Raw genomic sequence first — 16,743 nt, 5'->3', positions numbered from 1 at the left:
AACGATGCAATTGAAAAATATATCTAAAATAGTAATCGCGTTGATTAGCATCTTAGCCGTTTCATGTAACGCTGATGATGTTGACAACAGACCAATTCTTGAGAGCGTTTCAGCTCCCGAAATGACCTTACCTGTAACAGGAAAAACATTTGTACTTACCGAAAATAATGCGGACAATGAAGCCGATTTGTTCAAATGGAATCCAGCAGCATATTCTCATGATGTAGTAGTGAGTTATTCATTACTGATGGATGTAAAAGATGGTGATTTTGCCAATGCTCAAACATTAGCAAGTACAAATGATATTACTCAGGCATCCATTAGTGTTAAAACGCTAAATCAGGCTGCAATCGAATTGGGCGCAGTACCAGGAACAGCTAAAATGTTTGATGTAAAAGTAAAATGCAATGTTGCTGGAAGTACAGCAATGGAAACGGAGGAAACCATTACCATCAGTATTACTGCCTATTCCGGATTAGTAACTTATCCATTTACCGATTGGTATTTGGTAGGAGATGCCACAGTTGCAGGATGGGATAATAACAAAGGAAACCAACCTTTGTTTAGAAGCGGTAGCAATTCAAAACTGTATAAATACACCGGTTATTTCAAAGCAGGTTATTTCAAAGTAATTTCTACTTTAGGAAAATGGGCACCCATGTATGGAGGCGAAGGAGGAAACTTAGTGTACAGAGCTACAGATGCCGATGGCGATCCGGCTAGTTTTAACATTCCAACCGCAGGTTATTATACTTTTGCAATAGATACCCAAACCTTGACTTATACTTTGAATCCTTATGATGCTTCGGCAGCAACCGTGCATGCAACCATTGGATTAATAGGGTCTTCAAGAACAGGAACTGAAGCAGGATGGAACGATGATACTGATATGGTTCAATCTACTTTTGACCCTCATATCTGGACAATTACTGTAAGCTTATTTGATGGTGAAGCTAAATTCAGAGCAAATAATGCCTGGGATGTAAACTGGGGTGGAGATACTGCTTTTTCAGCTTTTCCGGGTAATGGAACAAGCGGAGGGAATATTCCTGTAGCCAAGTCAAAATACAAAGTCTATTTTAATGATTTAGACGGAAGTTATCTGATGATTCCTAATCAGCAATAAATTAATGAAATAATGAAAAGGCTATCTATCATCAGATAGCCTTTTTTTTCCTAAACCAACTATCATGAAAAAAACACTACTTCTTATTTGTAGTTTTTTTTCAATTATAGCTTTTGCCCAACAGCAAACAGTGACTTATTCAGTAAGTCCTGCTATTTTTGAAGAAACTACAGCAATTACTATAACTATAAACGGAAATAGTATTAACGAATCTAGCTGGGGTGTCACTGGAAATGCCCTGTATATGTGGGCTTGGGCTTTTGGTCTTGATGATACTACTGCCAAAGGAACTCCGGATAACGGAACTTGGGAGGCTTCTTCCGAAGCGAGTAAATTTACCTACAACGCCGCAACCGACACCTATACAAAAACCATAACGCCGGCTACTTATTATAATGCTACAGCATTGGGTAAAATTGGGTTTTTAATAAAAGCCAAAAATGGAACCGGAGATAAAAAATCGCAGGATATTTTTGCAGAAGTGGGTGGTTTTCAATTGACACTCACTGCTCCGTCAGAAAACAGCACCACAATTGTAACTTCGGGGTCTAATTTTACTGTTTCGGCCACTAATACTGGTGGGAATGCTGCCTATGTTTTAAAAGCTAATGGAACAACGCTAAATTCTAACAGCAGTACCGCTTCTTTTTCTTATACACATTCGGGAATTACCGCTAATCAAAATTATGAATTGCAAGTCACGCAGGGAGCAACTGTTATAACTAAGAAATTTACAGTTATTATTAATCCGAATACTGTTTTGGAAGCAATGACTACTGCTTTGGAGGATGGAATTAATTATAATACTACCGATAATTCTAAGGCAACTTTAGTTTTGAATGCTCCGGGGAAAGACTTTGTGTATGTCGCTGGAAGTTTTAATAATTGGCAGCCTACTTCGGCTTATGCCATGAAAAAAGATCCCACAACGGGAAAATTTTGGTTGGAATTAAGCGGGCTGACTTCCGGAACGAATTATACCTACCAATATTGGGTGGTTGATCAATCACCATTGACTAATTCCCCAACGATGGTCAAAACAGCCGACCCCTACTCTACTCTGGTTTTATCGCCTTTTGATGATCCTGCAATTCCGGCTGCATCCTATCCTGACTTACCGTCTTACCCAACAGGGCAGGAACGTGAAGTCACTGTTTTACAAACGGGGCAAACCCCTTACTCATGGAGTGCTGCGACCACTAATTTTGTAAAACCGGATAAAGAAAAACTGGTAGTTTATGAAGTTTTGGTAAGAGATTTTGATGCTAAAAGAAACTATCAAAGTTTAATTGACAGAATTGATTATTTCAAAAACCTGAAAATAAACGCGATTTATTTAATGCCGGTAATGGAATTTGAAGGCAATGAAAGTTGGGGTTACAACACTTCTTTCCACTTGGCTTTGGACAAATTTTATGGAACATCCGAAAAATTAAAAGAACTCATTGATAAATGCCATCAAAACGGTATTGCAGTAATTCTGGATGTCGCTTTGAATCATGCTTTTGGTCGAAATCCAATGGTACGCATGTGGATGAATGATGCTGATGGCGATGGTTGGGGAAGTCCTTCAACTGAAAACCCTTATTTTAATACCGTTGCTAAACATACTTACAATGTTGGTGAAGATTTTAATCATCAACAAGCCTTAACGCAGTATTATGTAAAAAGAGTAATTAAACAATGGATTCAGGAATATCATATTGATGGATTTCGTTGGGATTTGACCAAAGGTTTTACTCAAAATTGTACCGCTTCTGATGAAAGTTGTACCAATGCTTACCAACAGGATCGTGTAGATGTTTTAAAATCCTATGCCGATTATTCCTGGAATTTGGATCCAACACATTACACCATTTTTGAACATCTGGGTACCGATGCCGAGGAACAACAATGGGCTAATTATCGAATTGCTGAATCGCCAAGTAAAGGAATTATGTTATGGGGGAAAATGACTAATGAGTACAACGATTTGTCAATGGGGTATGCCTCAAATATTGCCCGAATGAACAGCAGTAGCAGAGGATTTACTAAAAACAGGCTAATGGGTTATGCCGAAAGCCATGATGAAGAACGGCTGATGTATAAAAATCTTCAATTTGGAAATACTACCAATGCTACTCACAATGTGCGAAACCTAAATACAGCTTTGTCTCGAATGTCGGCTATTGGAGCGGTATCGTTATTGATTCCGGGGCCAAAAATGATTTGGCATTTTGGGGAATTAGGTTTCGAAAATTCCATTTTTACCTGTAATGATGGAACTGTGAATTCAGATTCGGATGTTACTTCTGGCGATTGTAAATTGGCTACCAAGCCTCAACCACAATGGACAAATAATTGGTTAGTAAATGACAATCGCTCTAAAATTTATTCGGATTGGGCCCGAATGATTAAGCTTAAAACCGAAGAGCCGGTTTTTCTAGGAACGGCAACTATAAATAGTGCTAATTCGCTAACAAAAACAATTAAAATTACCGATGCCACTTTGCCAACAACTAGTCTGAAAGATGTGGTAATTTTGAGCAATTTTGATGTGACAACCCAAAATGTTGCAACCGGATTTCCTTATTCAGGCGAATGGTACAATTTGATGGATAATTCAATATTGAATGTAACCAATGTGAATGCTACTATTGCTATTCCGGCCGGTCAATTTCGGATTTATGGTAACAAACCCGCATTTGCTGCTACTGTTCCTTTTGTTTTGCCTTCGGATAATTTTACGGTTGAGGCTAAATCAGAAACTTGTGCCAATAAAAAAAATGGGCAAATTAGTATCACTGCGCTTCAATCTTATGATTATGTTGCCAACATCAATGGAACTAATTACAATTTTGTAAATAATAATTTGACGGTTTCTAATTTGGCTCCGGGTAGTTATCCGGTTTGTATAAGCATTACAGGAAAAACATTCGAACAATGCTTTACAATTACCATCAATGCTGGAGGAACTTTAGTTGGAAAATCGACCCTTTCTTCGAATAAATTGGCAATAGAAATAGCCGAAGGAACAGCGCCTTATCAGGTGGAGTTGAATGGGGTTACTCAATTTGAAACTAACGAATCTATTTTTTCAGTTGAGGTTCAAAAAGGAGATGTTTTAGTTGTAAAAACAGCAGTTCCATGCGAGGGAATCTATACACAAAACATTGCAGATAATTTGGGTAATGTGCTAGCTTATCCTAATCCGGTTCAGGAGGTTTTGACCATTGCAGTTCCTACTTCTAAAAATGAAGTCAACATTGCTTTGTATTCCATTGGTGGACAATTAATTTCTAATAAAAGTTATCCAGTAGTAAATCAAATGGTGCAAATGAATTTAGGGAAATTGGCTTCGGCAGTGTATTTCGCTAAAGTTGAGCTGGAAAATCCTGTAAGTATAACTATTATAAAAGAATAACATGAAAAAGAATATTTATATCCTTCTAATAGCTTCATACATGTTGTTTTCATGTGGTGGAGGTGATTCTTCATCTGATGAAGAAGTTACAAATACAGCACCTACTGTGCCTACATTGACTTTACCGGCTAATAATCAATTGTGTATTAATAATGCAGTAAGTTTCGAATGGAATCTATCAACAGATGCCGAAAAAAATCCGCTTACTTATCAAATTCAAATTGCCACCGATAATCAGTTTGCACAAATTGTAAAAACGACCGAAGGTTCTTCAACCTATCAATCCTTTACATTGAATAAAGGAGTTGCTTATTATTGGAGAGTAAAAGCAACAGATAGTAAAAATGCCTCGAGTAATTATTCGGCTACCTATAGTTTTTATACCGAGGCTGATGCCGTAGCTAATCATACGCCATTTTTACCGCAGATTGTGCAACCGGAACTCAGTTCTTTTGTAAACACAACTACTGCAACTCTTAAATGGACTGCATCCGATGTCGATACTAGTGACGTGCTGGTTTATGATGTTTATTTTGGAACAACATCCACACCCACTACAAAAGTAGCAACTAATATTTCGACTACTTCATGGACAAGTACAACGTTGCAGGCGGCTACCAGTTATTACTGGAAAGTAGTCGTTAAGGATAATAAAGGAGGGGAGACTATAGGTCAGGTTTGGAGTTTTAAAACTAATTAATCACTGCAAATATGAATCTTAAAGGATATAATAAAAAATCGAAAATAGTAAAAGCAGTCACGCTGTTATTGCTTTTGTTTTCATTAAACACTATTGCTCAAATACAAAGAGTAGAGCCTCCGTTTTGGTATGCCGGAATGCATAATCCTGAACTGCAGATTTTATTTTATGGCAAAAACATTGCTGAAAATGAAGTAACTGTTTCCAATGGAATTTCTATTAAATCCATCCAAAAAACAGAAAATCCTAATTATCTTTTTATAACCATTGATACCAAAGGAATTGCTGCACAGGAAATTGTTTTTTCATTTTCGAAAAATAAAAAAGTAATCTTTACTAAGAAATACACCTTAAAACAGCGTAAGGAAAATTCCGCTTCACGCAAAAGTTACGATGCTTCGGACATGATTTACCTGATAATGCCCGATCGTTTTGCCAATGGAAATCCGAAAAACGACAGCCAAAAATCACTAGCCGAAACAGCAAATCGAAACAATCCGAGCGGAAGACATGGAGGCGATATCGAAGGAATAATTCAAAATTTGGATTATATTCAGGAATTGGGTGCAACGGCACTTTGGCCAACACCACTTTGCGAAGACAATGACCCCCAGGGTTCCTACCATGGATACGGACAATCGGATGTTTATAAAATAGATCCGCGTTATGGAACCAACGAAGATTACCTAAAACTGGCTGCCGAATTGCACAAAAGAGACATGAAACTCATCATGGATTATGTGACGAATCATTGGGGAGCAAAACATTGGATGCTAAATGATTTGCCAACTTACGAATGGATTCATCAATTTCCGGGTTATGCACAAACCAATTACCGTATGGCGACACAATTTGATACGAATGCTTCCAAAATTGACGCGAAAATGTGCATGGATGGTTGGTTTGTAAAATCAATGCCCGATTTAAATCAATCCAATCCTTTGGTGTTAAAATATTTGATTCAAAATGCTATTTGGTGGATTGAATATGCAGATTTAGACGGATTCCGAGTGGATACGTATTCGTATAATGATAAAATTGGAATTGCAAAATGGACCAAAGCCATCACTGACGAATACCCTAATTTTAATATTGTGGGCGAAGTCTGGATGCACGATCAGGCGCAAATGGCGTATTGGCAAAAAGACAGTAAACTGGGCGCTATTCAAAACTACAATTCCTATTTGCCAAGTGTAATGGATTTTACCTTACACAATGCAACATCTGTAGCTTTCAACGAAAATCAGGCTGATTGGGACAAAGGACTTATGCGAATCTATGATAATTTTACCAATGATTTTCTGTACCCCAATCCAAATAACATCTTGACTTTTGTCGAAAATCACGATACCCAACGTTTTAACGAAATCTATAAAAAAGATTTCAAAAAATACCAAATGGCAATGGCTCTGATTGCTACCGTACGTGGAATTCCACAACTCTATTATGGTTCTGAAATTGCTATGGCTGGAAATAAAAATGAAGGCGATGGCGCTATTCGTCTGGATTTTCCCGGAGGATGGAATGGCGACAGCAATAACGCTTTTACTCAAAAAGGAAGAACAGCTGAACAACAACATTTTTTTGATTTTACGTCTAAATTGTTCCAATGGCGCAAAACGAATGAAGCGGTACATTTTGGGAAAATGACGCATTATATCCCGGAAAACAATGTCTATGTTTATTTTAGATATACCGATAGTAAAACGGTTATGGTTGTTGTAAATAATAATTTGACTTCAAGTGCCGTCAATCCAAAACGTTTTCAGGAAAATATAAAAGATTTCAAATTTGGTAAAGATGTTTTGTCTGGAAAAGCGGTAGATTTAAAAAGTGAATTTAACATGGAGGCACAATCCGTTTGGGTTCTGGAATTGGAATAAAAAAAACATGATTGTCCGCTAAGCGGACTAGACTAAAAACAGGCCGCAGACCTGTCTGCCGACAGGCAGGTGACACTGATTGAACAGATAAAAACGGATTTTTCATTGCTATTTGTAAATCACAATCTGCGATAATCCGTTAAAATCAGTTTCATCTGTGTGCCATTCTCAATCATTGGTATATGAGACGGATAGTCATTAAAAAAATAGTAGTTTTGTCTAGTCCTAAATTTTAGGATGGTATAAGTATTTTTTGCTTTAAGATAAATTACAATTGATATGAAGATTAATAAGTTGATTTTTGGAATTTTGTTGGTTGCCATTTTTGCTTGCAATAACAAAGAGCAAGTTATCAAAGATCAGCCCGAAAATGTTGTAACTCCGCCCAATATGGTGTGGGTTTCGGGAAATACATTTACACAAGGAGCAAAAGAAAACGATCGATTAGCACTCGAACATGAGAAACCAGCACACAGTGTTGCTGTTGATGGTTTTTTTATGGATATCACCGAAGTTACCAATGCCAGTTTTAAAAAATTTGTAGATGAAACCCATTATGTAACCACTGCCGAAAGACCAATTATTTGGGAAGAATTTAAAAAAACTTTGCCCGAAGGAACGCCTAAGCCAGCCGATTCTTTATTGCAACCAGGTTCGTTGGTTTTTAATGATAAAGTGAAAAATGTTACGGATTATACCGATTTTAGACAATGGTGGAAATGGGTTACGGGAGCCAATTGGAGACATCCGAAAGGAAAAAATTCCAATATCATAGGAAAGGATAATCATCCGGTAGTGCATATTTCTTTTGAAGATGCTCAGGCTTATTGCAAATGGGCTAAAAGAAGGTTGCCAACAGAAGCCGAATGGGAATTAGCAGCTATGGGAAATTTAAAAAATCCTGTTTACAGTTGGGGCGATGATCAATCAAAAATGGATAAAAAGGCCAATACATGGCAAGGTGATTTCCCAAATTATAACGCTAAAAGTGATGGCTATTCAGCTTTGGCTGCGGTGAAATCATTTACTCCAAATTCATTAGGAATTTATGATATTGCCGGAAATGTTTGGGAATATACTCAGGATTGGTACAATGTAAATTATTATCAGGAGTTGTTTTCGAAAGGGGAAACTACCAGAAATCCTCAGGGAGCTACTGAAGCATGGAATCCAAGCAATCAATATGAAAAAGAGCGAATAATAAAAGGAGGTTCTTTTTTGTGTAACGAATCCTATTGTTCCAGTTTCAGAATTTCTGCCCGAATGGGAATGGCTGAAGGTTCCAGTTCAAACCATGTGGGTTTTAGAACAGTTGTTGATTTGAAAATGCTTCAAAAGAATTGATTTTGAAACTGTACAACTATAAAACCGTCTCGTTTTAAAAAAAGCGAGACGGTTTTTTTTGTAGTTTCGTTATTGTGAATTCCAATAACAATTATGAATAGTAATTTTCGTCGTTATATTTTACTTGGGTTGTTTTTGTTTTGCTGTGTATCTCTAAATGCGCAGCAGTCTTTCGTATTTACAGCTATCGATTCTAAAAACGGACTTTCTGAAAATAGAGTGCGTACTATTTTACAACTTCAGGACGGACGAATGGTTGTTATTACCGAAGGAGTAACCAATATTTATGACGGAACTTCCTTTAAATATTTGCATCTAAAAGGAGATAATATTTCCCGATTAACAAGCTATTCAGGGTTTCACCACGGCTATGTGGACAAAGAATATGTCTGGATAAAAGACAAAGGAAAGTTGATGGGTATCGATATAAAACAGGAACGTTTTGTGTCGAAACCCGATAGCGTTTTATTTAAAATGGGAATTCGTGAGCCTATTGCCGATTTTTTTGTCGATACTTCTCAAAATTATTGGGTGCTTACTTCTTCTGATAGATTGTTATTTAAGGATGCCAAAAAAAGAACGGCTTCTATTTTTCTTAAAAATGTTTCGACTCCCAATGGAACAAAAGACCAATTGTATGATGTAGCTGTTGTCAAACAACAACTTTTTCTTTTTTACAGAAACGGATTGATTGTTTGTTATGATTTGAAAACAGCCAAAGAGATGTATAAAACCAATTCTTTATCGAATCAAGAGCAGGCGAAATACAATAATACGCTGATGGTTGTCCAGTCGGATAACTCATTGTACCAGATACGAAATGGATCCAAAGGCGTGATGTTAGGGTATGATATTAAAAAACGAACGCATACAAAAATACTTGAAACCGATTATTGGCTCAATACCATTTCTATTGATAACAAAGGCAATTTATGGGTAAGTTGTGCTATTGGATTGTGGTTTATTGATAAAAACCTAAAAGAAAAACAATTGATTCCATCGTTCAAATTAGTTGATGGAACAGCAATAAATACCGAAGCAAGTACACTTTATAACGATTCACAAGGTGGACTCTGGATTGGTACATTTAATCATGGATTGTTGTATTACCATCCCGATCGATTCAAATTTAAGAATGTTGGTAAAACATTTTTTGGAACACAATTAAAAGATATTGATGTAAGTTGTTTTGAGCAAACGACACAAAATACGATTTTGGTTGGAACAAAAAATGGACTGTACAGTTATTCTCCGGAAACTTCGAAACTTTCCATTTTTACTGGATTGCCAGCCGATGTAGATTGTTTTTCGATGACAAAAGATTCCCAAAATCGGATTTGGATTTGTACACGAAATAAAGGAGTGTATTGTTTGCAAAACAATCAGCTTAAACATATTGATGGGCTTGGTGGGAATTGCCGTTACATTGTGGAAAAACCAGATGGACAATTTTTGGTAGCAACATCCGAGGGATTGGCTGATTTTAATCCTGTGAGTGGAAAGTTTCAGTCATTGCAATTGAGATTGAATGGTGAAACATTAGGTTCGGTTTCTCAATTGATTGTTTTTGATACCCAATCGTTTTTAGGAAGAAGCAACGCTGGATTGTTTGTTTATAATTATAAAAAGAATAAAATCAGCCAACCACTAAAAGAAGCGCTGAAAAATGAAAACCAAAATTATACCGCTATTTTCAAGGACAGTCGTGGAATTGTATGGATTGGAACTCAGGACGGATTAAGTGTTTGGCAACCATCCAAAGCTGAACTGCATACGCTTTTCACCGATGATGGTTTGGTGAATAACAGCATTAAAGGAATTACAGAAGACAAACAAGGGCTAATTTGGGTTACCACCGCGGGAGGTGTTTCCCGTATTGCGGTAGATACTAAGGAAAAAAAGCTTCGTTTTGCTATTGCTAATTTCAACCATTATGATGGGGTGATTGAAAATGAATTTACAGCTTCTGCTACTTTTGCATCGAATAATGGACAGCTTTTAATGGGCGGTGTTAATGGTTTTAATACTCTCGATTTGCAAAAACCTTGGTCGTTTAAACAATTGCAAAAACCATTGTTTACAGGTTTGACGCTTTTTGGAACAAAAGTTAAATCGGGAGAATCCTATGATGGGAATTTCATATTGGAAAATGCAATTGCTACAACTAAAAGTATTGCGTTAAATTACAATCAGAATTTTATAAGTGTTGATTTTTCGGCATTGAATTATGTCAATCCTACGCAAACCTATTATCGCTATCGTCTGGAAGGAGTTGATGATAATTGGCGTGAAATAGTAGCGCAAAATGGAACCGGAAGTGCTTCATATACTAATTTGGCTCCAGGAACTTATGTGCTGAAAGTGAAGGCGGCAAGCAATAGTAGAGAATGGTCGAAAGAGTATTCCGAAATCAAAATTGTTGTAAATCCACCTTTTTGGAAAACGCCAGTTGCTTATGTTTTGTATTTGGTACTCCTCTCGTTGTTGCTTTATTTTTCATTATCTTATTATAAAAAATGGACCAATCAGCAATTAATACGTAAGAATGAAGAAAAATTGAACCAAATGAAGTTTAATTTCTTTACTAATGTCAGCCACGAATTTCGTACCCCGCTTACGTTGATTATTACGCCACTGGAATCCATTTTGAAAGAAATAAAAGAGACCGCTATTGAATCCAGAATTAAATTAGTGCATCGTCATGCGTTAAACTTGCAGCATTTGGTCAATCAGTTATTGGATTTTAGACGATTGGAAATTTCTGGTGAGAAACTGAATCTGACTTTTGGCGATTTGGTGGATTTTGTAAAGCAATTCGAAGACTTATTTAGCAAGCTGGCTCTGGAGAAGCAGATTGATTTTTCGGTAGAGTCTAATATGCCAGAGCTATTCATGTACTTTGATAATGATAAACTGTACAAGGTAATTAATAATTTGTTGTCGAATGCATTTAAGTTTACACCAGTAGGAGGAACAATTACAATGCGAATTTCACAAACAATAGAAAATCAAAATTCCGATTTTGTTCGGCTAGAAGTTATAGATTCGGGTTCTGGAATTTCTGAAAACGATTTACCTAATGTGTTCAATCGTTTTTATCAGGCTTCTACAACTCAAGGAGGAAGCGGTATTGGATTGCATCTGGTGAAAGAATATGTCGAATTGCATTCTGGAGATGTAATGGTGGAAAGTGAACCTAATGTGAAAACGGTATTTGCGGTTACAATTCCAACTAATCTTGTTCCTCAAAAAACCGATTCTGAAACTCTGGTTGCTGTTGCTGAAGATGAAATCAATAATCAGCTTATCCCAGCAACATCTAAAAAAGAGATCCTTTTAGTAGTGGAAGACAATGACGATTTAAGACGTTTTCTGGTAACCGAATTGTCTCATCAATATGAAGTTTTTGAAGCTGCTGATGGCGAAGAAGGAGAAAATTTGGCTTTGTCAAAATCTCCCGATTTAATCATAAGTGACGTGATGATGCCCAAAGTTGATGGATTCGAATTATGCAAACGAATCAAATCAAACGTACAAACTTCCCATATTCCTTTGATATTATTGACCGCCCGTACATCTGAAGATTTAAAACTGACAGGCTATCAATCGGGAGCTGATGAATATTTGGCTAAGCCGTTTAATCTGGAAATACTATTACTTCGAATAGAGAAATTGATTACTCAGAAAAATCAACGGCAATCGGCATTTTCGAAAAAATTAGAAGTGAATCCAAAAGAGATTACGATTACTTCAATTGACGAACAGTTGATCGAAAAAGCGCTTGGCTACATGGAAAAAAATATGGATAATCCCGATTATTCTGTTCAGCAATTTAGTCAGGATTTGGGAATGGATCGAACAGTTTTGTATAAAAAAATGCACTCTATAACAGGACTGGCACCTTCGGAATTTATTCGATCCATTCGATTAAAACGAGCAGCTCAACTTTTAATTCAGGGGCAATATCCAGTAGCTGAAGTAGCCGAAAAAGTAGGTTTCAATACGCAGAAATATTTCAGCAAATATTTTAAAGAAGCTTTTGGAGTGAGTCCGTCAAAGTATGGACAAAACGATAAAAATGCTGATAATGAGTTGTAATAAAGGAATGAACAACAAAATGTACCATTGAAAACAACATATCGTACCACTTTCTTTAAATGAATATAAATAGCTTTGGTTGATATTGATTAACTTAAAATAAACCAAATGAAAAATGCATTTCTGAGTAGAAACCGCCAGTACATTCTGTTGCTTGCGCTGTTTTCTTTTTCGTCATTAGTAGCTCAAAATTATCAAAAAACGGCCTTAGGGGTAAAAATCAAATTGCAGTCGATGGATGTTGAGGTTCAGTTTTACAGTCCAGGTATTGTTCGTATTTTAAAATCACCTGAAGGAGTTGCTTTCAAAAAAGAAAGTCTATCCGTTACCAAAAAACCACAGCAAACAAAATTCACAATTCAACAAAAAGGAGATGTGGTTTCGTTAAAAAGCGAAAAACTGAAAGTGGATGTTGATTTAAAATCGGGTAAAATAGCATATTACACAATTGCTGGAGGAGCACTTTTAAATGAGGCAGCATCAGGATCAAAATTTACTGATTTTGATGATGCAGGATCTAAAACCTATAGTATCAATCAATTATTTGTGTTAGATAAAGACGAGGCTATTTATGGTCTGGGTCAACAACAGCGAGGTAAATTATCACTGCGTAATGCAAAAATCAACATGGTACAAGGCAATGTTGATGATTATGTACCTTTCCTGGTTTCTACAAAAGGCTACGGATTGTTCTGGGATAATTATTCGCCTACTACTTTTGAAGATAAGCCAGAAAGTGCTTCATTCAAATCAGAAGTTGGCGATTGTATTGATTATTATTTTATGGTTGGTGGAAACATTGATGGTTCGATTGCAGGTATGCGAGAGCTTACCGGACAAGCTCCGATGTTTCCATTATGGACATTTGGTTATTGGCAAAGTAAAGAACGCTACAAAAGCCAAGATGAACTGGTAGGCGTAGTGAGTAAATACCGTGAATTGGGTGTTCCGCTTGATGGAATTATTCAGGATTGGCAATATTGGGGAAATAATTATTTGTGGAATGCGATGGATTTTCTAAATCCTGAATTCCCACAACCAAAGAAAATGGTGGATGATATTCACAACATGAATGCACACCTAATTATTTCTATTTGGAATTCATTTGGACCACAAACTAAGCAATTTCGAGAAATGCAACCAAAGGGTATGCTTTTAAATTTTGGTACCTGGCCACAATCAGGATTAGAAACCTGGCCGCCAAACCGTGACTATCCATCAGGTGTTCAGCCTTATGATCCATACAATCCAGGAGCTCGTGATATATATTGGAAGTATTTAAACAAAGGTCTTTTCTCGTTGGGAATTGACGGATGGTGGATGGATTCGTCCGAACCAGATCATCTAGACTTTAAACCTTCCGATTTTGATTTAAAAACGCACCTTGGTTCGTTCCGAAAAGTACGCAACGCTTTTCCATTGATGACGGTAGGAGGAGTTTCAGAACACCAACGTGCAGCAAGTGCTGATAAACGTATTTTTATTCTTACCCGCTCAGCTTTTGCTGGACAACAACGTTACGGAGCGAATACCTGGTCGGGTGATGTGAATTCCTCTTGGCAATCCTTACGCAATCAGATACCGGCTGGTCTAAACTTTTCTATGAGTGCCATTCCGTATTGGAATACGGATATTGGAGGTTTTTTCGCAGGTGCTTATAAAAGAGGATGGGGCGACGGAACTAAGAATCCATCGTTTCAGGAATTGTATGTTCGCTGGCTTCAGTTTGGGGCATTCACTCCTATGATGCGTTCGCATGGTACAGATATTCCAAGAGAGATTTATAATTTTGGAAAAAAAGGCGAAACAATTTATGATGCGATAGTTAAAACAATTGATTTGCGTTATTCATTGCTGCCCTATATTTATTCTGCTTCTTGGGATATTACCAATAATCAATCGACTATGATGCGTGCTTTGGTGATGGATTTTAATGATAAGAAGGTGGTAGATATGAACAATGAGTATCTATTTGGTAAATCAATATTGGTTGCACCTGTTGTTAATGCGCAATATACTCCGGAAACTATTGTAAAATCAAACGAAGAAACAGGTTGGAATAAAGATAATGATGCTAACGGAGCTAAAGTACAAGCTGTTACTTTTACCCAGGCTAAATCGACAAAAGTGTATTTGCCAGAAGGAGCAGCATGGTTTGATTTCTGGACAAATGAGAAAATTAATGGTGGTCAGGAAATTGAAAAAGCAACAACTATCGATGAAATTCCTTTGTACATTAAAGCAGGAAGTATTATTCCTTTTGGTCCAAAAGTGCAATATGCTACGGAGAAAAAATGGGATAACTTAGAAATTCGTGTTTATCCCGGAGCTAATGGTGAATTCACTTTATACGAAGATGAAAACGACAATTACAATTATGAAAAAGGAGCCTATTCTACAATAACTTTTAAATGGAATGAGCAAACTAAAACATTAACTGTTGGAAAAAGAAAAGGAGACTTCAAAGGAATGATAAAAAACAGAACGTTTAATATTATACTTGCAACTAAGGGAAAAGGAACTGGAATGACTGGTACAACTAATTTCGATAAAACTATAAGTTACGACGGAAAGGAAAAATCGGTGAAATTGTAATAGCATTTTTAGATTTTTGAATTCTCTTCAATTACATTACAAAGGCTGTTTCACAAAAAGTGAGACAGCCTTTTTACTAAGCTAATTTTTCATCGATGCTAAAGGCAAACTAAACTTAAAAGTACTCCCCTTACCTATTTCACTTTCTACCCAAATTTCGCCTTGGTGTTTTTTTATAAATTCACTGCAAAGTAACAAACCCAGTCCGGTTCCAATTTCGTTTTCAGTCCCTTTTTGCGTAACTCTCCCATTGATTTTAAACAATTTTTCTTTGATGTTATTAGGAATCCCAACACCGCTATCTATAACAGAAACCTCAGCATTTTGAGCCTGTTTTTTCATTTTCACCTGTATTTGACCGTGTTTATCAGTAAACTTAATTGCGTTTGTCAGTAAATTTCGCACTATGGTATCAATCATATTCTTATCGGCTTCGACTTCGATAAATTCATCCGAATCAAACATAAGACGGATATTTTTATTCAATGCTGCATTTTTATTGAGTTCCAGATTATCCTCAATTAAAGCATTCAACGCAATTTTCTTCGGATTAAACTCAATCATACCGGTTTGTACCTGCGACCATCCTAATAGATTTTCCAGCAGTTTGTAACTGTTTTTGTTGGATTGATGGAGCATTTCGGTAATCTCTTTAATTTCTTCAAGACTATACTGTCCAATATTTTCGGTTAGTATTTCCGAAAGTCCAACCGAAGATCCTAAAGGCCCACGCAAATCATGAGCGATGATAGAAAAAAACTGATTTTTATCTTTTAAAAGTCGCTGGATTTTCAAATCCTGTTTTTCTTTTATCAGTAATAAAAAACCAACGGTACTGGTTAACGACAGCAAAAACAAAGTGACATTGTACATGCTATCAAAAACACTTTGTGCAAAGAAATCCGTTTGCGGATTAAAATAATTATAAATGATTCTGATGACCAATAAAATTTCAAATCCGGAAAAACATAGTCCGTAGAAGGTTCTGAAGAAATTATGTTTTGTATCCGTAAAATAGCTAATAGTTGGTCGTAAATAAATAGCAAATAAACCAATAGAAACAATCAAAACACGGGTATTGATGGTGCTTTCTAAAACTGTTGCGATGTTAAAAACGATTGCTGCCACAATAGTTATCCCTATTTGTATTTTAACCGACTGCTTTGATTTTGTTTTAAACATAGCAAGTATTGCAATTGTTTCATAACAACAGGCCGAAAAAACAATCATATTAGCTATATTAATCGAAAGAAAATCAGGAATGGTATTTCTTAAAAAAAGAAAAACCCAACCTATGGTTAACAATAACTTGCCAAGACCATAGTAGTTTAAAATCTTTCTGTTGTCGGTAGTAGCATAAGAAAACGAGTAGCTAAATATCAGAATACAAACAAATAAATTTCCTAAAAAATAAAGTTGGAAAACAGTTTTGGGGTCTAACAGCAGAAATTGAGACATTATAATTGTATTTCATTAAAAAACCGGGGAGATAAATGTACGAATTAAGAGAATATTCAGCCTTATTTATTAGTGCTTTTTTATATTATTGTCAAAATAAACAACAAAATCAGAATAAAAAAATTAAGAAGAATTA

At 36.3% G+C, this 16,743-nt stretch carries 8 protein-coding genes; 7 read left to right on the top strand and 1 reads right to left on the bottom strand.

The features are described 5' to 3' along the window. Positions 1 to 10: 10 nt before the first annotated feature. The 7 genes from FDM27_RS05880 to FDM27_RS05850 all read left to right on the top strand — a co-directional run bounded on the left by FDM27_RS05880 (position 11) and on the right by FDM27_RS05850 (position 15,149). Positions 11 to 1,126, top strand: a complete 1,116-nt coding sequence (locus tag FDM27_RS05880; RefSeq protein ID WP_140485575.1) for a SusE domain-containing protein — start codon at positions 11 to 13, stop codon at positions 1,124 to 1,126. Between the two features lie 64 nt (positions 1,127 to 1,190). Continuing rightward, positions 1,191 to 4,529 (top strand): alpha-amylase family glycosyl hydrolase, encoded by a 3,339-nt coding sequence (locus FDM27_RS05875; RefSeq protein WP_140485574.1) that lies wholly within the window; start codon positions 1,191 to 1,193, stop codon positions 4,527 to 4,529. Between the two features lies 1 nt (position 4,530). After that, positions 4,531 to 5,229: a SusE domain-containing protein gene (locus tag FDM27_RS05870; RefSeq protein WP_083382066.1), complete on the top strand. Its 699-nt coding sequence runs from the start codon at positions 4,531 to 4,533 to the stop codon at positions 5,227 to 5,229. Positions 5,230 to 5,240: 11 nt separating this feature from the next. After that, the gene (locus FDM27_RS05865) at positions 5,241 to 7,112 is read left to right on the top strand and encodes a glycoside hydrolase family 13 protein (protein WP_140485573.1); all 1,872 of its coding nucleotides are present in this window, start codon (positions 5,241 to 5,243) and stop codon (positions 7,110 to 7,112) included. A 279-nt stretch (positions 7,113 to 7,391) separates the two neighbouring features. Further along, positions 7,392 to 8,456, top strand: a complete 1,065-nt coding sequence (locus tag FDM27_RS05860) for a formylglycine-generating enzyme family protein (RefSeq protein ID WP_140485572.1) — start codon at positions 7,392 to 7,394, stop codon at positions 8,454 to 8,456. A gap of 93 nt (positions 8,457 to 8,549) precedes the next feature. After that, positions 8,550 to 12,554: an ATP-binding protein gene (locus FDM27_RS05855; RefSeq protein WP_140485571.1), complete on the top strand. Its 4,005-nt coding sequence runs from the start codon at positions 8,550 to 8,552 to the stop codon at positions 12,552 to 12,554. Between the two features lie 108 nt (positions 12,555 to 12,662). After that, positions 12,663 to 15,149: a TIM-barrel domain-containing protein gene (locus FDM27_RS05850; RefSeq protein WP_140485570.1), complete on the top strand. Its 2,487-nt coding sequence runs from the start codon at positions 12,663 to 12,665 to the stop codon at positions 15,147 to 15,149. A gap of 81 nt (positions 15,150 to 15,230) precedes the next feature. Here FDM27_RS05850 and FDM27_RS05845 read toward each other — a convergent pair whose 3' ends face one another. Beyond that, complete coding sequence (locus FDM27_RS05845) at positions 15,231 to 16,607, bottom strand: sensor histidine kinase (protein ID WP_071184538.1); 1,377 nt, start codon at positions 16,605 to 16,607, stop codon at positions 15,231 to 15,233. Positions 16,608 to 16,743 lie beyond the last annotated feature (136 nt).

Origin of the sequence: Flavobacterium sp. GSA192 (genome assembly GCF_006386525.1) — a bacterium.
Taxonomy (GTDB): domain Bacteria; phylum Bacteroidota; class Bacteroidia; order Flavobacteriales; family Flavobacteriaceae; genus Flavobacterium; species Flavobacterium commune.
Note: the sequence above shows the minus strand (reverse complement) of the source record. Positions and strands in the feature narration are given on the sequence as shown.